General features: G+C 53.9%; 20 protein-coding genes. 7 read left to right on the top strand and 13 right to left on the bottom strand.

Annotation, left to right across the window (positions count from 1 at the left end; all coding sequences use genetic code 11):
* Positions 1 to 20 precede the first annotated feature (20 nt).
* Complete coding sequence (locus tag ACQ66Q_RS17790; RefSeq protein ID WP_430458026.1) at positions 21 to 458, top strand: hypothetical protein; 438 nt, start codon at positions 21 to 23, stop codon at positions 456 to 458.
* 143 nt (positions 459 to 601) lie between these two features.
* Here ACQ66Q_RS17790 and ACQ66Q_RS17785 read toward each other — a convergent pair whose 3' ends face one another.
* On the bottom strand, positions 602 to 1,060 hold the full coding sequence (locus ACQ66Q_RS17785; RefSeq protein ID WP_430458025.1) for a hypothetical protein: 459 nt from the start codon (positions 1,058 to 1,060) through the stop codon (positions 602 to 604).
* Positions 1,057 to 2,280 (bottom strand): PepSY-associated TM helix domain-containing protein, encoded by a 1,224-nt coding sequence (locus tag ACQ66Q_RS17780; RefSeq protein ID WP_430458024.1) that lies wholly within the window; start codon positions 2,278 to 2,280, stop codon positions 1,057 to 1,059. Before ACQ66Q_RS17780 ends, ACQ66Q_RS17785 begins: the two co-directional genes overlap by 4 nt.
* Positions 2,281 to 2,595: 315 nt before the next feature.
* Between ACQ66Q_RS17780 and ACQ66Q_RS17775 the strand changes: the two genes are divergently transcribed.
* The 3 genes from ACQ66Q_RS17775 to ACQ66Q_RS17765 all read left to right on the top strand — a co-directional run bounded on the left by ACQ66Q_RS17775 (position 2,596) and on the right by ACQ66Q_RS17765 (position 6,554).
* Entirely contained in the window at positions 2,596 to 4,800 is a 2,205-nt protein-coding gene (locus ACQ66Q_RS17775) for a TonB-dependent siderophore receptor (protein ID WP_430458023.1), read from the top strand.
* A 120-nt stretch (positions 4,801 to 4,920) separates the two neighbouring features.
* The gene (locus ACQ66Q_RS17770; RefSeq protein ID WP_430458022.1) at positions 4,921 to 5,484 is read left to right on the top strand and encodes an HvfX family Cu-binding RiPP maturation protein; all 564 of its coding nucleotides are present in this window, start codon (positions 4,921 to 4,923) and stop codon (positions 5,482 to 5,484) included.
* A gap of 41 nt (positions 5,485 to 5,525) precedes the next feature.
* Complete coding sequence (locus ACQ66Q_RS17765) at positions 5,526 to 6,554, top strand: DUF2157 domain-containing protein (RefSeq protein ID WP_430458021.1); 1,029 nt, start codon at positions 5,526 to 5,528, stop codon at positions 6,552 to 6,554.
* A 149-nt stretch (positions 6,555 to 6,703) separates the two neighbouring features.
* Here the strand turns inward: ACQ66Q_RS17765 and ACQ66Q_RS17760 are convergent, their stop codons facing one another.
* From ACQ66Q_RS17760 to ACQ66Q_RS17745, 4 genes are all read right to left on the bottom strand, one after another.
* Entirely contained in the window at positions 6,704 to 8,671 is a 1,968-nt protein-coding gene (locus tag ACQ66Q_RS17760; RefSeq protein ID WP_430458020.1) for a M48 family metallopeptidase, read from the bottom strand.
* A gap of 10 nt (positions 8,672 to 8,681) precedes the next feature.
* Positions 8,682 to 9,272 carry a LemA family protein gene (locus tag ACQ66Q_RS17755; protein WP_430458019.1) on the bottom strand — a complete coding sequence of 197 codons (591 nt, stop codon included), beginning with the start codon at positions 9,270 to 9,272 and terminating at the stop codon, positions 8,682 to 8,684.
* Between the two features lie 152 nt (positions 9,273 to 9,424).
* Positions 9,425 to 10,681: an MFS transporter gene (locus ACQ66Q_RS17750; protein WP_430458018.1), complete on the bottom strand. Its 1,257-nt coding sequence runs from the start codon at positions 10,679 to 10,681 to the stop codon at positions 9,425 to 9,427.
* 184 nt (positions 10,682 to 10,865) lie between these two features.
* Entirely contained in the window at positions 10,866 to 11,276 is a 411-nt protein-coding gene (locus ACQ66Q_RS17745) for a cupin domain-containing protein (RefSeq protein ID WP_430458017.1), read from the bottom strand.
* Positions 11,277 to 11,368: 92 nt separating this feature from the next.
* Between ACQ66Q_RS17745 and ACQ66Q_RS17740 the strand changes: the two genes are divergently transcribed.
* Positions 11,369 to 11,944 carry a hydrolase gene (locus ACQ66Q_RS17740; protein ID WP_430458016.1) on the top strand — a complete coding sequence of 192 codons (576 nt, stop codon included), beginning with the start codon at positions 11,369 to 11,371 and terminating at the stop codon, positions 11,942 to 11,944.
* A gap of 27 nt (positions 11,945 to 11,971) precedes the next feature.
* On the opposite strand, the gene ACQ66Q_RS17735 is transcribed toward ACQ66Q_RS17740, so the two are convergent.
* From ACQ66Q_RS17735 to ACQ66Q_RS17720, 4 genes are all read right to left on the bottom strand, one after another.
* Positions 11,972 to 12,769: an SAM-dependent methyltransferase gene (locus ACQ66Q_RS17735; protein WP_430458015.1), complete on the bottom strand. Its 798-nt coding sequence runs from the start codon at positions 12,767 to 12,769 to the stop codon at positions 11,972 to 11,974.
* 17 nt (positions 12,770 to 12,786) lie between these two features.
* Positions 12,787 to 14,247 carry a diguanylate cyclase domain-containing protein gene (locus ACQ66Q_RS17730; protein ID WP_430458014.1) on the bottom strand — a complete coding sequence of 487 codons (1,461 nt, stop codon included), beginning with the start codon at positions 14,245 to 14,247 and terminating at the stop codon, positions 12,787 to 12,789.
* A gap of 246 nt (positions 14,248 to 14,493) precedes the next feature.
* Positions 14,494 to 14,700 (bottom strand): hypothetical protein, encoded by a 207-nt coding sequence (locus tag ACQ66Q_RS17725; protein WP_430458013.1) that lies wholly within the window; start codon positions 14,698 to 14,700, stop codon positions 14,494 to 14,496.
* A 154-nt stretch (positions 14,701 to 14,854) separates the two neighbouring features.
* On the bottom strand, positions 14,855 to 15,895 hold the full coding sequence (locus ACQ66Q_RS17720) for a LacI family DNA-binding transcriptional regulator (protein ID WP_430458012.1): 1,041 nt from the start codon (positions 15,893 to 15,895) through the stop codon (positions 14,855 to 14,857).
* Positions 15,896 to 16,198: 303 nt separating this feature from the next.
* Here ACQ66Q_RS17720 and ACQ66Q_RS17715 point away from each other — a divergent pair, with 303 nt between their 5' ends.
* The gene (locus ACQ66Q_RS17715) at positions 16,199 to 17,092 is read left to right on the top strand and encodes a dienelactone hydrolase family protein (protein WP_430458011.1); all 894 of its coding nucleotides are present in this window, start codon (positions 16,199 to 16,201) and stop codon (positions 17,090 to 17,092) included.
* A gap of 59 nt (positions 17,093 to 17,151) precedes the next feature.
* Here the strand turns inward: ACQ66Q_RS17715 and ACQ66Q_RS17710 are convergent, their stop codons facing one another.
* The gene (locus ACQ66Q_RS17710; protein ID WP_430458010.1) at positions 17,152 to 19,440 is read right to left on the bottom strand and encodes a sensor domain-containing diguanylate cyclase; all 2,289 of its coding nucleotides are present in this window, start codon (positions 19,438 to 19,440) and stop codon (positions 17,152 to 17,154) included.
* Positions 19,441 to 19,911: 471 nt separating this feature from the next.
* Between ACQ66Q_RS17710 and ACQ66Q_RS17705 the strand changes: the two genes are divergently transcribed.
* On the top strand, positions 19,912 to 21,552 hold the full coding sequence (locus tag ACQ66Q_RS17705) for a S8 family serine peptidase (RefSeq protein ID WP_430458009.1): 1,641 nt from the start codon (positions 19,912 to 19,914) through the stop codon (positions 21,550 to 21,552).
* 70 nt (positions 21,553 to 21,622) lie between these two features.
* Here ACQ66Q_RS17705 and ACQ66Q_RS17700 read toward each other — a convergent pair whose 3' ends face one another.
* Both ACQ66Q_RS17700 and ACQ66Q_RS17695 read right to left on the bottom strand, forming a co-directional pair.
* Positions 21,623 to 23,410: a putative bifunctional diguanylate cyclase/phosphodiesterase gene (locus ACQ66Q_RS17700; RefSeq protein ID WP_430458008.1), complete on the bottom strand. Its 1,788-nt coding sequence runs from the start codon at positions 23,408 to 23,410 to the stop codon at positions 21,623 to 21,625.
* Positions 23,411 to 23,553: 143 nt separating this feature from the next.
* Positions 23,554 to 24,423: a hypothetical protein gene (locus ACQ66Q_RS17695; protein ID WP_430458007.1), complete on the bottom strand. Its 870-nt coding sequence runs from the start codon at positions 24,421 to 24,423 to the stop codon at positions 23,554 to 23,556.
* Between the last annotated feature and the right edge of the window lie 159 nt (positions 24,424 to 24,582).

Genomic DNA, 24,582 nt, shown 5'->3' with positions numbered 1-24,582 from the left:
TCACAGCACAGGAAGGCTTTATGCAGATTTGGCAACATTGGATGGAACTGGGCAATCAGGCCTATTTTGCTGACAACTGGCCGGAGGCCCAACACTGCTATCAACAAGCAATGCAGGATGTCTGGCCGGTCTGGCTGGAAAGCACTTTAGGCGCTGCGGCCGAATCGGGTGCTCTGCAGCGCCTGAGTGATGATGAATTATGTCTGCCGAGTTGCTGCTTAGTGGTGGCCGTGCGCAACTTAGCCAACAGCTATCGCGCCGCCGGCCAGCCAGGTCGCAGCCGCGCCTTACTGAAACAAACCCAACATTGGTTCTGCTGTGCGCTGCAACAACCCAAACTCCCCGCGGCGCTCTACGCCAGCCTGCTGAAGCTGCAGGCTGATTTGCAGGAGGCGTTGCTGCACTGTGCAGACCGTCTGGTCATACAGCAAGATCAAACCAAAACGATGCTGCACTGAGCGGTATTGTGCTGCCATATGTCGCGCTTGCTGACAAACTGGCCGCATGGCAGTATAGGATTTCCAGCTTAAAATATTGATTTTAAAAAATTTTTTATACTGATCCCACTTCTGTTATCTCAAGCCAATATGCCGTACTTACCTTATAACACCCAATGATGCGAGTAGACCTGGCCTTGCCAGTCTTCGATAATCAACCAGAGTTTGTCGCCGGCTTTGAGTTGCTGCGGCGTGCGCGCGTGCACATGCAGGCCGTGTCTATTGCCGTGCAACAGGCTGCTGTGGTCGCGGCTTAAGCTGGCTAAATCCGGCTCATTGTCGCTGACCAGCAAAAAGCCCTGACGGATCTTTTCGACACAACCGGCACACCACTGCAGGTAATAGTCTTTGACCCATTCGCCATGATGCGCATAAGGACCGTCCTCACTGAGCGGCATCGCCGTCACTGCATAAGGCCCAAGCTGCGCTTTTGGCAATGCCGGCGGGAACTGCAGGTTCAGCGACTGATATAAAAACCAGAACGGCAGGATTAACACCAGACCATTCAGTTTAAACTTGTGCCGCGCCCAAAATTGGCGCAGTCCTTGATACTGCTGTGTCATTGGCTAGCTCCTGCGCTGCTGTCGGTGGTGCGGGAAAGAGTCGGTATTTGCTGCGGTGCTGTCATCGCTGTTTCAACCCGCTCACGCGCTTCGCGACCGGCAGCACCACGGATAGTCCGGCTGCCCCAGATCATAAAACCTGTGATCGCCATGCCGCTAACCAGCAAACCAAACGCAAACCAGATGGCTTTGGTCCAGAGGCCGCCAATAGTGCCGTAGTGCAGCGGGTCCGCCACTGACATCAGCGTTTCCAGCGCGCCCATTTGCGCCGGCACCCGGGTGTCGGCCACTTCGCCGGTCCAGGGATTGATCCAGACGTTGTAGGAATACTGATCAAACCAAATCGAATCGCCATAACCTGAGATCCGGTAGTAATCCCGCGGATGTTCCGGCATCGCGACAAAAGCTGGTTTCAGTTCAGGCAAGAACTGCTGTGCACGCGCAACCGCCTGCGCCAGTGGGATCATCGCCGGTACTTTTTGTAAGGCGTCGCCGTCCGCTACCGGTGCCGGCACATAGAGACTGCTCAGCGGTGCCACTTCATAAGAAAACTCTACCTCGTTGTGCCACAGCACCGCCTGAACCAGATACCACAAGCCGGTCAGTGACATCAGCAGTAAAAACCACAGCGACCAGACGCCCGCCAGCCGGTGCAAGTCCGCCAGTACCGTCTTTTTGCCCTGATGTAGCCGCAGTTTTGGCGCGGTAAACGACTGCCAGAATCTCTTGTAAATGATCAGGCCGGTGATTAAAGCGCCCAGCATTAGCAACGACATCGCGCTGACCAGGTAATAACCGACGCTGTAACTGTGCTGCCACGGAAATAACAACCAGCCATGCAAACTACGCATAAAAGTGATGAAGTTGATGCCGGGGTTAATCTCCTGCACGAGGCCGGTATAAGGATTTACATAGGCAATGGCGGCAGGCATGGTTTCAGTGGTGAACAGCACCGCAGTCACCAGATATGGCTCCAGCACCATCACAGAAGTGACAGCAGCCGTCGGCTCAGCCTGCTGCAAGGCAGCAACCAATTCAGCGACAGGTTTGGCTGGCAGGTTTTGCGGATTCAGTGCCCGGGCATTTTCGTTAAACAACCAGGTCAGTTCATGGCTGAGTACGGCAATAGTGCCGGTCAGGCAGACCGCAGTAAAAATCAGCCAGACCGGTAGCGAACACCAGCCATGTAACTGAAACCAGAGTTTTTGCGAGATTTTCATCGAACTTTACCTGTTACTTTGCCTGTCACCGGACCAACCACCACTCGCCTGCCAGCAGCAGCCACAGCACAGATCGCCGCCAGTCACACTGCCGTAAAAACCTGCGGCAATGACGTTGGAAAAACGCAATGTACCTGAATTATCATTAGGTCTCAAATATATTTGAGAATTATTCGCGTTAAGATTTGCAAACAAACTCAGTTAATTCAATTTAAAAACAATCACTTAGCAACAAGCCGAAAATTTATTAGTCGAAATCAGCAAAAACGCATGTGATAATGATTCTTATTTGCGTACTTAACATAGGTTTTTGTCATGTCCAAGTCAGTGGTTACCCCTTTGCAAAACATGCCTGCTGCCACCGGTATCAAGGCTCCTTCTTTGCTTGCGCTTGCCATCAGCAGTGCCCTTTTTAGCCCGGTTGTGTTGGCTGCAGACAACAGCGCCATCGCGGCTGATCGCAGTGTCGAGCGGATTGAAGTCACCGGCAGCCGCACTCAGGGCTATCTGGTTAATCAAAACAGCAGCGCCACCAAGCTCGACTTGTCGTTAAAAGACACGCCGCAAGCCATCAGCATTTTGTCTGCAGAACAACTGCAGGATTTTGGCCTGACCAACATCAATCTGGCACTGGACCAGGCGACTGGGGTGAACGTTGAACGCATAGAAACCGACCGCACTTATTACAACGCCCGCGGTTTTGATATCACCAACTTCCAGGTCGACGGCCTGGGTTTGCCGTTCACCGGCGGTGGTATCGAAGGTGATTTGGACACCGCCTTGTTTGAACGGATAGAAGTGATCCGCGGCGCCAATGGCCTGATGTCTGGCGTCGGCAATCCATCGGCAACGGTGAATATGGTGCGTAAACGCCCTGGCAATGATTTCGCTGCCAACGTCAAAGCCAGCTACGGTTCATGGGCCAATACCCGGCTTGAAGGCGATGTGCAGGGCGCTTTAACTGACGGCCTGAACGCCCGCGCCGTGTTAGTCAAAGAAGACAAAGATTCTTATCTCGACCGCTACAACCACGATAAAACTGTCGGTTATGTCGTAGCGAGTGCAGCACTTGGCGACAACACCCAGCTGACGTTTGGCCACAGCGCACAGGACAGCCAGGGCAATGGCGGCATGTGGGGCGCTTTGACGCTGCATTATGGTGACGGCAGCCGCATAAACTACGACCGTTCCGCCAGCACGTCCGCCAACTGGTCTTATTGGCAGGTCAAAGACAACCGCTCTTTTGTTGAACTGGCGCACCAGATCAATGCCGACTGGAAACTGGTGACCTCCTACCAGCTGATGAACGTCGATCAGGCCGGTGACTTGTTTTATGTCTACGTCAGCGCGCCGAACGGCATCGACCCGAAAACCGGTTTAGGCAGCACCGGTTACGGCAGTTTCTATGGCAAAGACGAAAACACCCAGTTTGGCGACCTGTACCTGCAGGGCAAATTCAGCCTCGGTGGTCGCCAACATGAACTGGTCACTGGCCTCAATATCGCCGACCGTGAATACACCGATGTGTCGCTGTACGACTACAGCACCGGTCTTGGCTTCCCGGCGATGCCGGCATTAACCAGCTGGGATGGCAACACCGCACTGCCGAGCTTTAAAGACGGCCAAAGTGGCAGCGCCATCGACGCCGACCAGCGCGCGCTTTATAGCGTGGTGCGCTGGGACCTGGCAGATAGCCTGAAACTGATCACCGGCGTGCGCTGGATTGATGCCGAAGTGTCTGGTGAATCTTATGGCGTCGACCAAACCACTGCAGATGATGGCTTAGTGCCCTATGTTGGCGCCGTTTGGGAGCTGACGCCACAGGTCAGTCTGTATGCCAGCCATACCGCGATTTTCCAGCCGCAAAAAGAACGTGATGAAAATCGCCAGTTACTGCCAGCGGTGGACGGCAAAGCGCTGGAGCTGGGCCTCAAAGCCAGCTTGTTTGACGACAAAGCGTTGTTATCAGTCGCCGCTTTTGATATCGAGCAGCAAAACCTCGCAGTATTTGATAAAACCGTGTCGGACCCGGTGCAGGGCCTGTATCAGGTTTACCGCAGCGCCGATGGCATCAACAGCAAAGGGCTGGAACTGGAATTGGCCGGCAGCCTGACCGAACAGCTGCAATTAAGTGGCTCGTTCACCAGCATCGATATCGACGGCGACGATTTAGTCAAAGGCTATACGCCGGAGCGCGTCGCCAAGCTTGCCGCCGTCTATCAGTTGCCGCAATTACCGGGCGCCCGCGTCGGTCTGAACTATCGCTGGCAGTCGGCTATTTCGCGTAAACAAGGCACAGTCGCGGCAGTCTATGCCAACGCTGGTCAGGATATTGTCACGACCCAAGATGCCTATGGCTTGCTGGGTGTGATGGCCAGCTACGACATCAATGGTCAGTGGCAGGTTCAGGTCAACGCCAATAACCTGACCGACGAAACCTATCTGAACAGCTTATATTGGGCGCAGGCTTATTATGGCGCGCCGGCCAATTACAGCCTGAGCGTCAGTTACCAGTTCTGATGCTGTTTTCAGCAAATCGCTGAAAGAAAAGTCGATGTACCGCGGTCTTTGTGGGGACAATTTCCCCACAGAGACTTGCCTATGTTTGCCTGGTATTCCCGCCTTTTAGCAGGCCTGCGCATGAGCGAAGGCCTGCCTTTATTGTTGTTACGCCTCTATCTGACCCCGGTGCTGTTGCAGGCCGGCTGGAACAAGTATCTACATTTTGCCGACACCGTCGCCTGGTTTGGCAACACTGAATGGGGCCTGGGACTGCCGTTCCCTACCCTGCTGGCTGCGCTGGCTATCGCGGCTGAGATCGGTGGTAGTCTGTTGTTATTATTCGGCTTATTGACGCGTCTCGCCGCATTCTCGCTGGCGATCACCATGCTCGTTGCGATGGTCACTGTGCATGCCAAAAATGGCTGGCTGGCGATAGCCGATGCAACAAGTTGGCTGGCCGACGGCACTATCCTGCATTCAGAGCGAATATTGGCGGCACCGGAGAAACTACAGCGCGCGCGGGATTTGCTACAAGAACACGGCAACTACGACTGGCTGATCGAAAGCGGCAATCTGGTGGTGCTGAATAACGGCATCGAATTCGCCGCTACGTATTTTGTAATGCTACTTTGCCTGTTCTGGTTTGGTGGCGGCCGTTATCTGAGTCTGGATTATTATCTGCAGCGTGGTAAGTTGAGCTAGCGGCTTATGCCATCACAGCCAGATCTGCCAGGGAGGCCCCGATGAAAATCACCAGTAAACAATTACAAGCAGCCGTCACACAAGGCATTCTGCAACCAGGCCAGGACCAAAAACTCTGGCAATTTCTGCAGCAACAACAGCAAGGTGTCGCACAGTTTAACACCGCTCATCTGCTGTATTACTTCGGCGGCGTGCTGGCGATTGCGGCGATGTCGTTATTTATGAGCCTCAGCCATGATTTTTATGGTGGATTAGGCCTCGCCACGCTGGCTGCTTGTTATGCCTTGCTGGGGCTGGCATTGGCCGAACATCAGCGCGGCCGGCAACAACCGCTGTTAACCGGCATCTTTGCCACTTTTGCGCTCGTGCAAACGCCTTTGTTGGTATTTGGCCTGTTGCTGGGATATGGCTTGTGGGATAACCGCGACTACCAGCATTACCATCAATGGATTGACGCGCGCTGGCTCTGGATGGAACTGGCGACTTTATTGACCTCGGCAGTGGCTTTATATCGCTACCGGCTGCCGTTTTTATTGCTGCCGGTCGCTGTAACTCTGTGGTATCTCGGCATGGATTTGGCGCCGCTGCTGTTGCAGGATTTAGATCCGGACTGGCAACAACGCAAATGGGTGGCGGTCGGCTGGGGTCTGCTGACGCTGGCACTGGCGTTTTATGTCGACCTGCGCAATCGTCGACAAGCCGATTTTTCCTTTTGGTTGTATCTATCCGGCCTGCTGAGTTTTTGGGGTGGCCTGACGTCGATGGATTCGGACAGCGAAATAGGTAAAGCCATTTATGCCGCCATTAACATTGGCCTGTTATTGATTGGCGTCGCACTGGCGCGGCGTATGTTCGCGGTGTTTGGCGGCTTTGGTGTGCTGATCTATCTGAGCCACCTGGCTTTTGATTTATTCGAAGACAGCAACTGGTTCCCATTGGTGCTCTGCGCCATTGGTTTTGCCGTGATTTACGCCGGCGTGTTGTGGCAGCGCCACGAAGCGCGCTGGTCGTCGGCATTGCAAAGACTGTTACCCCTGCAAGTGCAGCAGTTGGTTGCAAGGCGCAGTTAAGATTTGATGACGCGATGACGGCTTTGCACGCCACGTGGTGGCCAGCGGGCTTAGCGTGCCGTACCTACCATCCCAACCAATCCGTAGGTACGGCAAACGCAGTGCCGCCGTACACAACATCGCCGTACGCGCCGGGTCACAAGGCGGAATCAAAACCCACTGGCTGCCGGCGCGCTGTCGATCGGGATCTCCAGCAGTAACGCCACGCCCTGCAGCACCAGCAATTCGTCCAGCAACAGCTGACCGTCGGCGGCGACCGCTGCCCGCAACGACTGCCAAATCTGCTGTTTGACGGTCGGAGTACTGTTAATCAGCGGCATCAGCTGCATGCTGCCGAGCGCCTGGGTCTCAGGTTGCAGCAAAGACGCCGGCTCTAAGCCCAGCGCGCGGATCCCCGCTTGCCAGCTGTCGAGCTGAGCAGCAGGATTTGCCGACTGCAGGCTGACCCAATGTAATAACGGCAACAGCGTCGGCAATACTTGCGACAAACGGCCATGCCGCGCTTTTGCCTGTGCTTGTGGCGCGAATTCGGCGGCGATCACATGATCCAGCCATAACCAAACCAGCGCTTCAAAGGTGTCACAACGGCCATCGAGATCAATCAGTGCCCGGCATAACTGCTGTAAATGAGTAAACCGGCTCTGGCTCAACTGCTTCAATGTTGGCACCAGCTGTTGCAGCAACGTCAGTCGCGTTAACGGCTGCAGCGGCTGCACCAGATCAAACAAGCGGTCCACTTCACTGAGTAAACCCGGCATGCCGAGGCCCTGCACCAGTTTGAGCTGGCGCGGCAATTCGTGTTCGCTCATCAGGCAACAGCATAACAACGCCTGCGCTGGTAATTCGTGTTGGCTGGCATGGCGCACTGCGGCCGGTAGATTGTCAAATTCGGCCTGCAACTGCTGGCGCTGTAACTTCAAATCGGCAGCTAGCAACTGCTCCGGCGCGCCTGCCACAACACCAGCTATTTGTCCGCCGGCTGTTCCGGCTGATTGTCCTGCCAGTAGTGCAGCCTGCAATAACGCCATGCGCTGTTCCAGTGGTTGCGATACAGCCTCTGTACGCGGGGCATCAGGCGGCGTCGCGGCAGTGGCTGCATCGGGCAGGCCGCCAATCCAATGTGGTTCGATGCGTTTAATCCGATCCGGTAACGGCGGATGGGTAGCAAACCAGCCGCCGATAAAGCCCATTTGCCAGCGCGACAAGGCGTCAGCAAAAAACAAATGGCTCATCTCGCTCGCCTGCGGATGTTTGACCCGCCCGCCTTGTTGCAATGCGGCGATGCGCTTTAACGCGCCGGCAATGCCGGCCGGATTGCGGGTAAACTGCACCGCGCTGGCATCGGCCAGATACTCGCGCTGCCGGCTGACTGCGGCTTTGATCAACTGGCCAAACAACACGCCGATGTAGCCAATGATGATAAAACTAAGCCCTAGCCCCAGCACCACCAGTACAGCACCGTTGCGGTCACGGCCGCCGCCGTGACGGACAAACAGCAATTGCTGCCCAGCCTCGCTGATAAACAAAATACCGTGCAACAGCGCCAATAAGCGCAGGTTCAGCCGCATATCGCCATTGAGGATATGGCTGAATTCATGCGCAATCACGCCCTGTAATTCATCGCGGTTGAGTAAATTTAACGTGCCTTCAGTCACGCCGATCACAGCATCTGCCGGCGAAAAACCGGCGGCAAAAGCATTGATACTTTGCTCCGGTAATACATAAAGCGGTGGTGTAGGCACGCCGGCGGCGATGGCCATTTCACTGACCACGTTTTGCAAGATCCGCACTTTGGGGTCGGTTTCGTCACTTTTTAACCGGCGGCCGCCGAGTGCTTCCGCCACCACTTTGCCGCCTTTTTTCAGCTGCAATAGCCGGAACAACACCACAGCACCGATGACCGCAACCACTGCCAGGCTGCTGACTGCCAGATAGCCCCAGGGGAACTGCTCTGGTGCGGCCGGATCTAGCTGATCCGCCTGCAAAAACGCCAGCGCGATCAACACCACCAGGTCGGTCAGCGCGACTAATAGCAACACGGCCACAGCAAACAAAAATACCAGCAGCCGGGTGCGGCTGCGGGCTTGTTGCTGCGCTTCAAAGAAGTTCATCGCCATTGGCGCAGGCTCAGAACTTGATCACTGGGGCAGCCTGGATCGCGGCGCTGTCGGCAAACTCCAGCAAAGTTGCGTCTTTACCATGGCCAAAACTGCCGGCCAGTACCACCGCCGGGAAGCTCTGCCGATAGCTGTTATAGTCCATCACGGCGTCGTTAAAGGCCTGACGGGCAAAGGCCACGCGGTTTTCGGTGCTGCTGAGTTCTTCACTCAGTTGCAGCATATTTTGATTGGCTTTTAAATCAGGATAGGCTTCCATCACCACACTGAACCGGCTCATTGCTTGTTGCACAGCATTTTCCGCACCGGCCAGTGCATGCACTGCCGAGCCGTCAGTCGGCGCCGCTGCGGCCGCCGCTAAACCAGACACTGCGCTGTTGCGTGCCGCGATCACCGCTTCCAGCGTGTCCCGTTCATGCGCCATATAACCTTTCGCCGTTTCGACCAGATTCGGGATCAGGTCATAACGGCGCTTTAACTGCACTTCGATTTGGGCAAAGCCGTTTTGCCAGCGGTTTTTCAGCGCAACTAAGCGGTTGTAAACGCCAATCACCACAAACACCAATACCGCGATCAGCACCAGCAGAATAATCCCAGTCATCTTAACTCCTTGATTTGGTTGATTCGTTCAGACAAAACAGCAACTAAATTTTAACCACTGTCGCGCAAAGCCATCGGGCATGCAAGCAAAAAAAACGGCGACCAATGGCCGCCGCAACAGGGAAGACAGGCGCACAGCCTGCCGTGCTTACATCACCGGGAAAGTGAAGGATGGTCCTGCGCCGCCAGTCGGGCCGCAGCAGGTTTAAACAGGGTATTGAGCCACATCAGCAGACAGAGCGCGCCGGCCACGCCGGTCGCCAGATAAAAGCCATAACGCACTTCGCCAAACCAGTCGCCGACAATGCCCATTAATAGTGGGCCTACTGCAGCGGCCAGCGCGGTAAAAGCCAACAGTAATCCGGCGACGGCGCCATGCTGGGCACGCGGGAAACAACTAATGCCTTTGGAATTAATGGTCGGATACATCATCGACATAAACAGGCCGGACAATGGCATCAGCCACACCGCGACCTCAACACCGCCGAGCATACTGGCGACATAACAGAGTAAAATCGCGCTACTGAACAACGCCAGCACCAGGCTCCATTCCAGTTTGCTTAAAATCCATTCCGCCAGAAAACGCCCCAGGGTACGCAGCACAAAGAAAATGGTAATGGCATGCAGCGCCAGCCACTGATATTCACCCTGGTAGCTTTGCAGCAAAGTCGGCAGCCAGACAAATACTGCCACCTCCACCGCAACGTAACAGGCGATAGCAATAGAAAACCCGAGCGCATAAGGGTCGCGCACCAGCTTCAGGCTATGCCATAAGTCCGCTTGCTGCTCAGCCGGTTCATAGTCCGGGTACTGCACCATCGCGGCAAGTGCCAATAACAAGCCACAAATCAAACCGGCCAGCAGGTAAAGCTGCGTCCAGTCCAGTTCGTAGCTAATTAGTAAAGTGACGAGTAAAGGGCCGGCAATGGCGCCTAAGCCAAAAAAGCCTTCAACGCGGTTCATCAGGCGGGTGTGTTGCTGATTATCCGGGCTGATATCGCCAATCAGCGCTAAGGCTCCGGTTTTAAACAAACCGATGGCAAGGCCAGAGACGCCTAATAAACCTAAGTAAAACAAGAAGGTATCGCCAAAGGCAAAGGCGATGCAGGCTAGCGTATAAATCGCGAGACCAGCCATAATCACGGTTTTGCGACCGATAGTGTCAGCCAGACGGCCCAGCAATAAACCCGACAGGCCAATTAATACCATCGGCACATAATGAAACGCGGCGGCTTCAGTCAGGCTCAAATTAAACTGCTGCACCACTTTGGGGATAATGACGCCAACGGCATCCGTGGTCATGGCAAAGACAAAAAACATCAGGCAGGTCATCCACTTAACCTGACTGAGCTGACGCTGCTGTGTTTGTTGCTCCGTCATGCCTACCTGTATTGAATCGCTATTGATCATGGCTGCCTCGTCCGTTCGCGCTGCGAAAACCGGAACACTGCAGTCCAACTCAATTCCGTTGCAGGGGTTCCAGCGCTCTGCCGGTGTAATGACCGACAGCTGTGCCAAGGTATACATCTTAAACGTTTAAGAATCAATAATACTGCGGCAGAAAAGTGAAATTTTTTTGTCTGGCTGATTTCAGCTATCTGCGCGCCCGGTGTTCAGTGCCCGCCCCCGGCGTGAAAAACAGAATACGGCATGACTCACCCGGCCTGACGTCGGCGCTGTGCCAGCAGCCTTTGGCAATCACCTGCACCTGCCCTGGTGTATCAAAAGGAATGCGCTGCGTCTGCCCTTGTTGCTCCAGCAACAGCTCACAGCGGCCAGATAACAGATACAACACTTCATCGCCGGCCGGGTGCATCTCATAGGATGACCAGTTGGCGCTAAATGCATATTCCGACAACAGCACACAACCATGAAATTGATTAAACTGCGTATCAAGCTGCGGGTATAACTCGGGCCCGGTTGGCATCGCGTGGACCCGCTGCTGAGTATCAAGCACCAGCGCAACATCGCGCAGGTTCAGCGGTTTATCTGCAGGTTCAGCCATATCAGCCTCCAACAATCAGTTTTTTGCATCGAGTATGCACTGTAGCAGCAGTTACTGGCATAGTAACGGCTGCACAGATCCCGGAGCATCTTATGTCATTAACCGCTGAGTCATTAGCCGCTGAGTTATTAACCGCCGATCACAGTCTGTTACTACTGATTGACCTGCAAAGTAAATTGGCGCCAGCCATTCACAACAACGCTGAAGTTGAGCAACACTGCCGCTGGCTCGTCGAAGTCGCGCGCGAACTGGCGGTGCCGGTGCTCGCGACCGAGCAATATCCGCAGGGGCTTGGCGTGACAGTGCCATCAGTGCTGGCGCTGCTGAAAAGCGAAGAAATTCTGGAGAAAATCCATTTCAGTGCGTACAAAGAGCCGCATATTCAGGCCGCTTTCGCAGATGTCGGCCGCCGTCAGATCATCCTCTGTGGCACTGAAACCCATGTCTGTGTGCTGCAAACTGCGCTCGATTTAGTTGCCGCCGGTTATCAGGTCTATCTGGTGGCAGAAGCCTGTGGATCGCGGCGCGACAGCGATAAACAGCTAGCGCTTGGCAGGTTACAGCAAGCGGGTGTGGTGATTGTCAGCCGTGAAATGGTCGCGTTTGAATGGTTGCAGCGGGCCGGTACTGCGCAGTTTCGCCAGATCAGTAAAGGCTGGCTGCGCTAAAGATACAGCGATAAAGTCGTGGGAAGATCAGCCCTGTCGTAGCGGATGATCAGGGGGCACCTGCAACAGGTCGAGCACCGCCAGATTGGGGCGGCGCGCGGTAACCGCTGGGATCACCAGCGTGGTGATTTGATTCAGTGTCGCCCGCGGTAAATCAGCCAGCGCGATGTACTCAATGCGTGGTTGCCAAATCGGCAAATCGGCCGCTTCGTACAAAATCACCTGATGTGCGGCCGGATAATGTTTCAATAGTTCGCTGGTCAGCACGCCGATGCGCTGCGCTTCGCTGTCGAGCGCGGTCAGGCTGAAATCACCGGCGATGCAGACCTGCCATAAAATCAGCAGTGCCGACACGTCAATCTGGCGCTGATAAAACAACCACTGACTGGCCTCATATTGCTGACAGCCCTCGGCCATTGGATCTATGCCTAAATCGGCATACAAACAGGCGTCGGCGGAAATGCCTGGCTCCATTTTGGCCAAGAAACCTTCTGCTTTGGCCTGACGCAGCGCTTCATGCGGCGGCCAGCTGGCGACACCGGGGTGACCATAACAGGCCCAAACCACTTTTTTGCCGGCCCGAACTGCGTCCAGCACCGCATCGACCATCGCCTGATAACTGACAGCTCTGGACTGACCCGGCCGGTAAAACGGCTGTAAATCGACCAGCGCAGGATTAAACTGCGCCAGCCAATTGGCCAGATATTGTGTATTAGCGTGGAAAAACACCAGATCAGCGCTGCGCAGCAACTCCGCATTCAGCAGTGTCAGCTGGCTGCCCAAGGTGATGCCAAGCCCGATGCAATGCAACCGGCCTTGTTGCATCAAATTATCCTGTCGCATCATTCCACCCGTTGCAGCGGCTTACTGATACAACAGTTGCGGCCGGCGGTCTTGGCCTGATACAGCAGCTGATCGGCGCTTTGCAGCAGGGTTTCCAGCTCTGCCGGGGCCGGGCCTGCCACCACACCAAAACTGGCACTGATGCTGATCTGCTGTTGTTGCCACTGCAGTGGCTCGTTGCATAAAGCTAACCGGCACTGTTCGGCCAGCCACGCGGCTTCGGTCAGGCTGGCGCCACCCAGCCAGATGGCAAATTCTTCACCGCCAAGCCGGGCAAACCAGCCTTGAGGCGGCAGCAGTTGCTGCAGCCGGCTCACCAGCGCTTTGAGCACAGCATCACCGGCACTGTGGCCATAACGGTCGTTAATATTTTTAAATAAATCGATATCAAACAATAACAAAGCGACGTTTTGCTGCGGATGTTGACTGAGCCACTGCTGCGCCAACTCGCTAAAACGGCGGCGATTTAAGCAGCCGGTCAGGCCGTCGGTATTGGCCAGTAAAAACAGCTGGCGTTGTTTGCGTTGTAATAATCCTAACACTGCCAGCAGCAGGCAGATAAAAGCGGTACCAGCCAGTACTGTCCACCATAACTCTTGTTTTTTCAGCTCGGCTTCCAACTGCAACACGGCGTTCTGCTGTTGCAATAGCAGCAATTTGTTCTGGTTTTCCATGTAATTGGCCTGCGCCAGATGGTAGGCAATACTGCGTTCTTTGTATTCGCTCAGGTGCTGGTTCAGTGCGGCAATATGTTGTTTGTACAACAACACCGCCTGCGGCTGCGGCCCGGCCTGTTCCGCCAGTTCGGCCAGATGCAATACAGCTTTGTTGGCAATATCGTGGTCCTGCAGCTGTTCGGCCTGGCTAAACACCTGCTGCAGTGCCTGTTTGGCTTCACTGAGGCGTTGCAGCTGCAATAGCGCCAGCCCACGGTAATAACGCGCTTTGAGGATGGTAAACTGGAAGCCGATTTTCTCGAGTTCCGGCAAAATGTCCTGCATGCGTTGCAGCAAAGCAGCCGGGTCACGTTTTAATTCAATATCCGCCGTAAAAACATACAATGCCAGTGCCATCAGCCGTTCGTTTGCGGCTTCACAGTGCGCAAATGCCGATTGAAAACTGGTCGGGTCGTAACTGTTTTTCAGCCCAATCAACGCATGCAGTTGTTGTGACTGACTGATACATAAATGTCGCTCCGTCGTAGCGATCGACTCCATGGTCCGGGCGAATTCATAAGCTTTTTCATAGGCACCAGCGCTGATATGTAGCTGTGCAGCGACGGTGTAGATGTTGTTCAGGATCGCATTGTCTTTCAGATGATGGGAATCTTTTAATGCTTCATATAAGTAGCTATATGCCTTACGAAAATCCTTAATTGATTCGTTCATATTGGCAAGTAACAAATTTGCTTTAACGCGGGTGTCAACAAAAGGCGTAGTTGTGATCGACTCGGCTAACACAATTGCTTTATCCAGCTTTCCGCTAAAGGCGCTGGAATACGCAGAAATAAATACATAACGCGCATGTTGTTCCGGCGTTAATTCAGCGAGCCTGGCTTCAATTGACTGTAGATTTTGTTGTGTCAGTGTGGGATTGCTGGTTCTGTTGTTTTCGGCAGATGCTAAAAGGTCGGCAATTTCACTTGCCGACCAAGCTGGAACGCTGAATAACGTTCCGAAAAAGAACAGTATATGTTTTAACTTCAATTACTTGGCAGGGAAGTAATAAGTCACCGGCTTCACGCCATGGCCAACCAGTTGTTCCACGGCAGATTTATCACCGTTTAACACTGCGGCGGCTTCAGCAGCACTGACACCATGTTGTTGTAAGGTTGCAGCTGCGTCTTGGGCGTATGCGGCTTGTAATGCAGGATCTGTGGCCAGTTGCTGGATAAATTGCGCTAAAGTCGACATACATACTCCGTGTCTGATTCAGAAAAAGTTGTGAGCCAAATGATAATGTTGTAACAGCGAGGGCTCAATCTATTGCACTTTAAGCCATGCCGCAAGCCATATCACTGAAATTTCACACAAATTTTCCAAATGACCGGGAGCTGCCCCGAACCCTTCAACGCTGCACGGAGCGGCAGCTTTCGCCGGCGCGGATTTCATAAGGCAATAACATCCGGCCTTCTTCACCGCGGATAAAGGCCTCGACCGCCGCAATACCTTTTTGGTCACTGTGTTGCCAAACGGTGCTTAGCGTCGGGTGGTAACGCTGGCCTTCTTCGATGCCATCAAAGCCAACCACCTGCACATCTTCCGGAATACGTAAGCCCAGCTGCAGCACTTCACGCATCGCGCTTAATGCAATCAGGTCACTCATACACAGCAGCGTGTCGGGTCTGGGGTTTAATGCCAGCGCGGCGCGCGCAGCCAGCGCGGCTTGTTGCTGGTTACTTTCCGGAATGTGCCAGATCCGCTCTGGCGCTAAAGTTTGGCCAACATCGCTTAACGCACGTTGATAGCCGTCGAGCCGGCGGTGAGCGACAGAGCTTTGATTATCCCACAGCGGCGCATCGCCAACCGGACGCGTATCCGGTGCGTCAATCAGCCGCAAGCCTAACACCGCCACTGTTGAATCCTTACTCAGCACCTGGCGGGCGATTTCATAAGCGGCCTGTTCATTGTCGATATTGACTGACGGCCGGTCGGTTAAATCGCAATCCACCGTCAGTACCCGCTTGCGGGTCTTTTCCAGTTGAGAAATCAAATCTGTGTTGCGCGGCGCACCATAACAGATGAAACCGTCAACAAAATCGACGATAGCATCAAGGCTTGGCGCACTGCCGGAAAACAGCAGTAAATGGCGTTTATGCTGTTCCAGCGCGTTGGCGACGCCGCGGATAAACTGGCTGGCGACCGGGTCGCTGACCATATATTCCAGCGAGTCAGATAAGATCACCGCGATAATGCCGGAACTGCCTTTACGCAGCGACTGCGCCGCTTTGTTCGGACCTTGATAACCGAGCTCAGCACAGGCGGTCAGGATTTTTTCCCGCAGTTGGGCAGAGAGCTGATCAGGTCGGCTGAAGGCGTTAGAGATAGTGGCCGTCGACACCCCAAGTTGCTGGGCGACGGTTTTCAGGGTTTGGGTCGGTTTTGGCATAAATGGCAAACAAAATCCGCAATAATCCCTCGTTATACACAAATTCGCGCGGAAAGGACAACAGGCTAACGTTTTTTTGCCGGATTAATCGACACGCAGTTTTTCGGTTTTTAACCAAACGTAATAGATGTAGCCAAAGGTCACTGCTTTCTTTCGCCAGTAACGCAGATAAATAGCAGCCTGATTCAAAACCCAGTAAAAACATTTGCACTTTTTCGGCCCCGGCGCAGTATATAAAATCGATACATTGCCGCGGTCTCAATACCGCGTTTTTTTTGCCGACCAAGCACCAGGAGCCTGTTTATGTCTGAGCGTAAAACCGCCAACGATTTTCATCCGGAAACAATGCGATTGTTTGACCGTTATGTGCATGGCGATATCAGCCGGCGCGATTTTCTGTTGGGTGCTGCGAAGTTCACGGTCGCTGGTGTTACCGCTTTATCGGTGCTGGAAGCCTTAACGCCGAACTATGCGCTGGGTCAGCAGGTCAAGCCGGACGATAACAGTATCACCACCAGCTTTGTTGAATTCCCAAGCCCACAAGGCAATGGCACTGTGCGTGGTTATCTGGTGAAGCCGGCCAAAGCAACAGGGCCGCTGCCAGTGGTGTTGGTCGTGCATGAAAACCGTGGCTTAAACCCACATATTGAAGATGTAGCGCGCCGTTTCGCGCTGGCCGGTTTTATCGCGTTGGCGCCGGATGCACTCTTTACACTCGGCGGTTATCCGGGCGATGAAGACAAAGCCCGTGAATTATTTGGCAAGCTGGATCAAACCAAAACGCGGCAGGATTTCGTCCAGAGCGTGGCGTATCTGCAAAAACTGCAGGGCGGCAATGGCAAAGTCGGAGTAGTTGGTTTCTGTTATGGCGGCGGTATCGCCAACTTCCTTGCCACTGAATTACCTACATTAGCGGCAGCAGTGCCGTTTTATGGCCGTCAGGGCGAGTTGAGCAAAGTTACGCAGATTAAAGCGCCATTGCTGATCCATTACGCCGGCAACGACGAGCGGGTCAATGCCGGTGCTCAGGCCTATGACGACGCTTTAAAAGCCGCCGGCAAAAACGCACAGAGTTTTGTCTATGCGGACACGCAACACGGTTTCCACAACGACACCACGCCCCGCTACGACAAAGCCGCAGCCGAACTGGCCTGGCAGCGGACTGTGGCATTTTTTAACCAGCATCTGAAGGCCTGACGGCCCGTTTTGTTGGATCTTGTACCGTTCATGGCCGCGCCTTGTTTCAAGGCCGGCCATCAAAACCACATCAGGCAATCGCGGCCATTCTCTTTGGCTTTGTACAACGCCACATCGGCATCGGCCATTTGCAGGTGCAAGTCCTCCACTTCACCGGCCGGCACATAACGCGCGCCGATACTGACGGTGACAGACACATCGGCATCTGCGGTATGCACCACTTCGGCGCTGATTTCCAACCGCAGATTTTCCAGCAACAGATGCACCATATCGATTTCGGTATGTTCAATCAGCAGCGCAAATTCTTCACCACCGAGCCGGGCACTGTAATCGTCAGATCGCAGGCAAAACTGTAGTTTGCGGCCAATCAGCTTGATCACCTCATCGCCGGCGGCGTGGCCATAGGTGTCATTGACTCTTTTGAAATGATCGATATCGAGGATCGCCAGCACATAGCCAGTCGGACTGTTTTTCAGCCGGGCACAATGTTCGATAAAAGCTCTTCGGTTTGGGATGCCGGTCAGCGGATCTGTCATTGCCAGATTCTTCAGTTGTTCCTCGGCGCGCACCCGCGCCTGTTCCTGCTCCACCGCGTAAAACAAGCCCGCCAGCGCATCACACAGCGGCTGCAAAAACGCAGCATCAGCCGCGCTGTAATCAGAAAACTTATTGGCAAGGCCTATCATGCCGACGAGCCCGTCTTTGAGCATGATCGGCAGGCCAAGAAACCGGAAAATCTTCGGATGCCCGACCGGCGTGCCTTTGGACGCCGGATGACTGGCGGGCTCGTTACTGATCAGCAGTGCCTGACTGGTGATCACTTTGCCAAACAGGTTATCGAAGCTGTCAAAATACAGCTGGCCCTGCTGATACAACTCCACCAGCTGGCTGCTGTGTTCATTCCAGGATAACTCGGTGATTGCATGAATAAACAGACTCTGCTGCCCGTTATGTGGCAGCATCTGACCGATAAATGCAAACTGACTGTCAGCGATCTCGGTCAGTTCGGCTAACACTTCACGACAGGCATCTGACAAATCACCGGTTCGCAGGTAAATCGCCTGCGCTTTATTGATAAAACTCAGCAATTGGCGCTGTTTGGTTTCCAGTAACTCCGCTTCTTTTTTGGCCGTGATATCGCGGTGCGTGCCGGCTAGGCGAACCGGTTGTTGCTGACTGTCGCGCGTCACGACTTTGCCGTAAGTTTCAATCCAGACCCAATGTCCAGCCTGATGTTTCATCCGGTACACCGTATTGAACACCAACGTTTTACCGTCAAGATGACGTTGCAGCTCAGCATCGAGGCCGGCTTGGTCAGCTGGATGGATCAGCTGGCGCCAAAACAAACTGCTGCTATCGAAGAGTTCATAATCCAACCCGAGCATTTCACACCAGCGCCGGTTTACTTTGCTGACATCCGACTGAATATTCCAATCCCAGGTACCAAGGCCTGAAGCATCTAATAACAAGCGCATCTGTTGATTGGTTTCGGTCAGTTTGACCTCGGTGTAGCGATTGGCAGTGTGATCAATCAGCATGGCGTGAATGGCATCGAGCCGGCCGTCATTGGTGAAAAACGCCCGCGAGATTAATTTGACCCAAAACAGCTTGTTGTTCCGTGATTTAATCTGGAAATGCGCTTCGGCAGCTGCAACCCCACTTTGGTGGTTAGTCAGCAGGAAATTAAAGTCATTGAGACTGGATGGCAGAATAAAGTCTTCGAGCACTGCTTGTTTCTGCCTGAGCGCCTCTGCCGGCAGGTCAAACAGAGTGTCGATATTGCCAGACACATAACTCAGACTCAGGCCATGTAAATTACGCCATTGCATCAGGACTGCAGGAGACTGTTCCAGCAGGTCCTGTTCCTGCTGCAGCAGCTTATGTTGATGCCACAGCGTCAGATAATGCGACACATGCGCACTGACTTTTTCCAGCAATGCCAGCTGCAGGGTACTGACTGTGCGGGGCACCTGATCGATCACACAAACCGCGCCGACCGGTACATGATTCAGCTGCAGCGGCACACCCGCATAAAAGCGGATATGCGGAGCACCTGTCACCAGCGGGTTATGATGAAAATCGGCGTGTATGCTGGCATCTTCCACCACCAGCGGCGCGTCTTGTGCCACGACATGGGCACAAAACGCATCTTCCAGCCGGGTTCTGTCTGCAGCTAGGCCATAGCGGGCTTTAAAAAACTGGAAATCAGCGCCGATCAGACTGACCAGCGCAATAGGCGCGTCAAATAATTGCGCCAATGCGGCCAGCAACTGGTTCAGGCTCGGGTCTTCTTCAGCGACCTGCAACGAGTACTCGGCGATGGTATCTAAGCGCGTTACTTCATTCATACATCAGTCTCTGCATCTGCCTTGATTGTTCAGAGTTGCCACAGAATAATCCTGCACTTGTCAGGCAAAATTAGCAGTCCCGCCGCCAGTTACCAGTTTTACCACGACATTTAGTATTTATTTTTGCCACAGCGATGCGGCCACACTGACTACGGTACGGCACGGCGCCCGCTTCGGACCAAATCGTCGCAGCATAAATCGACACCTCAGACCGATTACAGGGCCAGCAAAAACACGGTTTATATTTCACGCACTTAGTGAAAACTCTAATTTAAACACCGCTAAATCCTGCTTTTATCCAAAATTTATCGCGCAGATATCAAGCCGGAGCGTGACAGTTTTGTTGCTTTAACATTGCACCGACAGCGTTGTCATTTCAGCCAGCCTGCATGGCTGTCCGAGTCGCACATCCACAGATGTTAAAAATAAAAGACGTCAACAATAAAAAATCAGACAACAGGAAACACCATCATGCACGTTTTATCCCGTTTAAACTCCGGCCGGAGCGGGCTTGCCATCAGCGCCCTTGCACTCTGTGTCGCCAGCAGCTTGAGCGCAGCGGAGCAAAGCAGCCGCTATATCGTGGTCCTTAACGCCGGCGCAAAACTCGAAGGCGCCCACCAACAAGCTTCATTACAGGCACAGCAACAACGCCTGCAACACTTTGCCAATGCTTTGCAACTGGAGCCACAACTCACGGTACCGCAGCAAAATCTGATCAGCGTCGAGCTGACGCCGGAGCAACTGCTCAAGGTCAAAGCCAACCCGCAAGTGGCATTGGTCGAGGTAGACCCGATCCGCTATCTGCAAGCAGAATCCACGCCTTATGGTATTGAGATGGTAAAAGCCTTGCAGGTGCCGGATAACCTGGTCAGTAATCGCAAGGTTTGTATTTTGGACACCGGCTATACGTTGAATCACCCCGATCTGATTAACAGCGGTGTCACCGGTGATGATGGGTATGGCAATAACGACACCGGTAACTGGTATGAAGACGGCAACGGTCATGGCACCCATGTCGCCGGCACTATCGCCGCCGTCGGCGGTAACAATCAAGGCGTGGTCGGCGTCAACCGCAACGGTCAGCTGAAACTGCATATCGTCAAAGTATTTAACAATGCCGGCAATTGGGCCTATGGTTCCGACCTGATTGCCGCCATTAATCAATGTAAAGCGGCCGGCGCCAATGTCACCAGCATGAGCCTGGGCGGCAGTGGTCAATCTACCGCGGAACGCACGGCCTTTGAACAAAGTTATGCTGCAGGCATGCTGCATATCGCCGCTGCAGGTAACGCCGGCAACAGCACTTTGTCCTACCCGGCGTCTTATGATGCCGTGGTGTCGGTTGCTGCGGTCGACAGCAACAGTGCCAAAGCCAGTTTCTCGCAATATAACAATCAGGTGGAAATTGCCGCGCCAGGGGTTGGCGTCAATTCAACCTGGCGTGATGGCGGTTACAAATCAATTAGCGGTACGTCGATGGCAACTCCACATGTATCGGGCGTTGCGGCTTTAGTGTGGAGCCATTATCCGCAATGCAGCAACGTACAAATCCGTAATGCACTGAATAAAACGGCTGTGGACAAAGGCAGTGCTGGCCGCGATGTCAATTTTGGCTTTGGTATTGTCAACGCCAAAGCCGCGTATGACTATCTGACCGCAGGCTGTAACGGCGGCGGCACGGGTCAGAACCAGGCGCCGGTCGCCAAGTTCAACGTCAGCATCAACGGCCGAAGCGTAACCCTGAGTAATCAGTCAACCGACGATAAAGCGGTGGTATCAAGCGCCTGGACCTTTGGTGATGGCAACAGCTCCAGCGCAAACGCGCCGACCCATACGTACGCGGCAGATGGCAGTTACACCGTCACCCTGACCGTCAAAGACGCGGAGGGCTTAAGCCATAGCGCCAGTCAGACACTGAACGTCAGCAGTGGTAACACCGGCGGCTGTAACGGTCTGCCAACCTGGTCGGCCACCGGTATTTATGTAGCCGGTAACAGCGTCGCGCATCAGGGTGTCAAATACACAGCCAAATGGTGGACGCAAGGTGAAAACCCGGCGCAAAAATCTGGCCAATGGGACGTGTGGAAAAATAATGGCAGTTGCCAGTAACCATAACAACGCCGCGGGATGCAGGGCTGCCATGCCCTGTATTCCATGGCATGGAATACAGGGCATGCGCCTACAACAACGCCGTTAAAGACACCGGTCGCGCATAATAAAACCCCTGCATCTGCTGGCAGCCAGTGCGACGGATCTGGTCGACCTGTTCGGCCTGCTCCACCCCTTCGGCGACAATGCGGCAGCCTAAGTCAGTGCCTAACCGGCAAATCGCGGCGCACAACACAAAACTGTTGTCATCCAGTGCGATGCGGTCGACAAAAGACTTATCGATTTTAATCTCGTCGAACCGCACCAGTTGCAGGTACTTCAGCGAAGAAAAGCCGGTACCAAAATCATCCAGCGACACTTCAACCCCCATCTGCTGCAATTCCTGCGTCACGGCAATGATCCGGGCCGGTTCAGTGGCAAACACTTCTTCGGTGATCTCCAGCACCAGATTTTGTGGCGCCACGTGGTGATGTGCCAAACAATCGCGGATAAAAGCAGTAAAACCCTGCGCCAGAAACAACGGCGGTGACACATTGGCCGACACTTTTAATGCCGCGCCGAATTTCTGCTGTAACACCGGAATATCACCAATAATCAGCTGTAACATCGAGCGGCCAAACTCATCCATCCAGCCCTCTTCGTGCAACAGCGGAATAAACTGCCCCGGCGTCAGTGGCGGCAGCTGATCAAAACTCTGCATCCGCGCCAGACCTTCAAAACCACAAATATGGCTGTCATGACTACTGACTTTGCTTTGATAAACCGGATAAAACAGTTGGGTATCCAGCGCATGGCGCACCCGTTGTTTGGCCAGGTTGTGTGCACTCAGTTGCTGGGCCATTTGTGCCGAAAACGCGGTAAATCTCTCACCTTGACGTTGGTGACTAAACACCACATCGGCATTTTTTAACAGCTCGGCCAAATCAGCGCCATGCGCCGGGGCAGTCACGGCAGCTGCGATCAGATTGACCCCGCTCAGTCCCAGATCGAGCTCGGCCTGGCAAACCTGCAGCAGCTGCTTTACCAGCGGTTGCGCGTCAGAAAGATCCGGCAACCAGATGGCAAACTGGGGGCCATTCAACCTCGCCAGCTGTTGCGGCGGTCGCAGACTATTTGCCATATGGCGCGCCAGCGCCCGGATATACTCATCGCCTTGCTGATGACCGTGTAATGCGTTGAGCTGACGTAAATGTGTCAACCGCAGTACCAGTAAAGTGCCGCAACCGCCAGCTTTGAGCTGAGGGTCGAGCTGTTGTTGCAATAGATGTTTGTTGACGCAGCCGGTCAGCTCATCGTGATAGGCGGCACTGAATAATTGCTGATTACTGGTCTGCAGATGCTGAATTTTTTGCCAGAGCCGCGCTTTCAGCTCAAAAATACTGGCGCCCATCGCCAGCAATAACAATAAAAATGACCCACTGCTGATCAGCCACAATCCCGCATGATTGACGTCCGCCAATACATCCAGCGGATACTGCACATAGCGCAGCGCGACCAGTAGCGTCAGGCATAACAGATAACTGAGGCATAAGGCTGGGATCCACAGTGCTTTGCCACCGGACCAATTGCTAAATGCCAGCGCAGACACACCGGCCAGCACCATCAGACCATCCGCGGTAAAAGGCCCCTGCAGCACGGCAACAGCACCGACAACGCCCCCGCAGCTCATCAGTAACCACAACTTCTGCTCCGGTTGCAGCTGTTTGCGCCATACAAATCCCAACGCCAACAACAAACCCGCTCCGCCGTCAATCACCATCGACAGCGGATAAATTTGCTCCATATACAACAACAGCGCAGTGCCAAGCCCAACGACGCCGCCTGTGAATAAGATGCGGTTCAGCGTTCTGGCGCTCATTTGTGTCTGCATGCAGGCGTGAACTCATTGCTCCAATGCGTCCTTGTGTTATAGCAGGCAAAAGCCAGCCTCACGAATGCACGCCATTGAATTCAACCTTTTCACATCAAAAGAACGTGACCAGCCGATCAATACTGCAGCAGTTACCACAAATGTGGTTGCGCTACCGCCGAAGGCTGTTCCTGCTGCCAGTTCAGTTGCAACCAGGCCTGCCACACCTTGGGCCGCTCGGTTTCAGGAAAAGGCGCCAATAACATTTGCCGAAACTCCGGGGACAGACGAAACGCCATGATGGCCTGATCCAGCTGCTGCATGACCTGGGCACTTTGTGCATCATTGGCGCAAGCGAAATACGCCAGCGAATAATCAGCCGCTTCGGTCAGCCGGAATGCGGTGAATTTCTCTTTTTCTTCAGCCGGCAGCGCTTCGACAAATTCAAGCGTGGCATCGACAAAATCCTTCTGCAACATCGGCAGTAAATCACCGTAACGCGCTGTTTTCGCGGTGCGGACATACACCGATTGCACTTCGCGCAGCAATGTCAGCAACTGGTCGAGTTTGTCCCCATAAGAGCGGCCATCTTCAGTCGCCAGCACCGGCGGATGCGGCAACTGCATCAGACTTTCCAGGCTAATCCGGCCATTGCGATCTTGCATCCGTTGTAAACGGGCCGACCAAGGGGAACCGGTTTTCACCAGCAGGCGGATATCTGGCGCGATAATAAAAGCGCTGCTGAACAAAAATTCCTGCAGACGGGCTGCCGATTTACGCGCCACCGGCGTACAGCTGCCCGGCGTTTTGCGTAACACCACAAAGGCACGGTTCAGGCTGACCGATTCAATAGCATAGGGCTCGGGATAATACTTCAACACCTGGCGCACCATTTTCACCGGATGATAATCGTTATATTCATCCTGATAATCCACCGGCGGTGTCAGCGATAGCAGCAATAACTCGGTCGCATGCAGCGGCTGTAACAATAAAAAACAGAGGAATAATTTCAGCCCATGCATAACCAATTCCTTGTCAGCCGGCCACAGTGTGTTTGCAGTGTAGGAGTACAGCTGGCAGTGTCAAACTGACAGCACGGGCAAACCGACCGGATCCTGCCTATCCGGTTGATGTTCCTGAAAAATTAATTTTATAGCGAAAAGCGGGACTGAGCCCGCTTT

The sequence above is a fragment of the Rheinheimera sp. genome, assembly GCF_965283995.1.
Classification (GTDB): Bacteria; Pseudomonadota; Gammaproteobacteria; order Enterobacterales; family Alteromonadaceae; genus Pararheinheimera.
The sequence above is the reverse complement of the archived record's forward strand: the minus strand, read 5'-3'. Positions and strand labels throughout refer to the sequence as shown.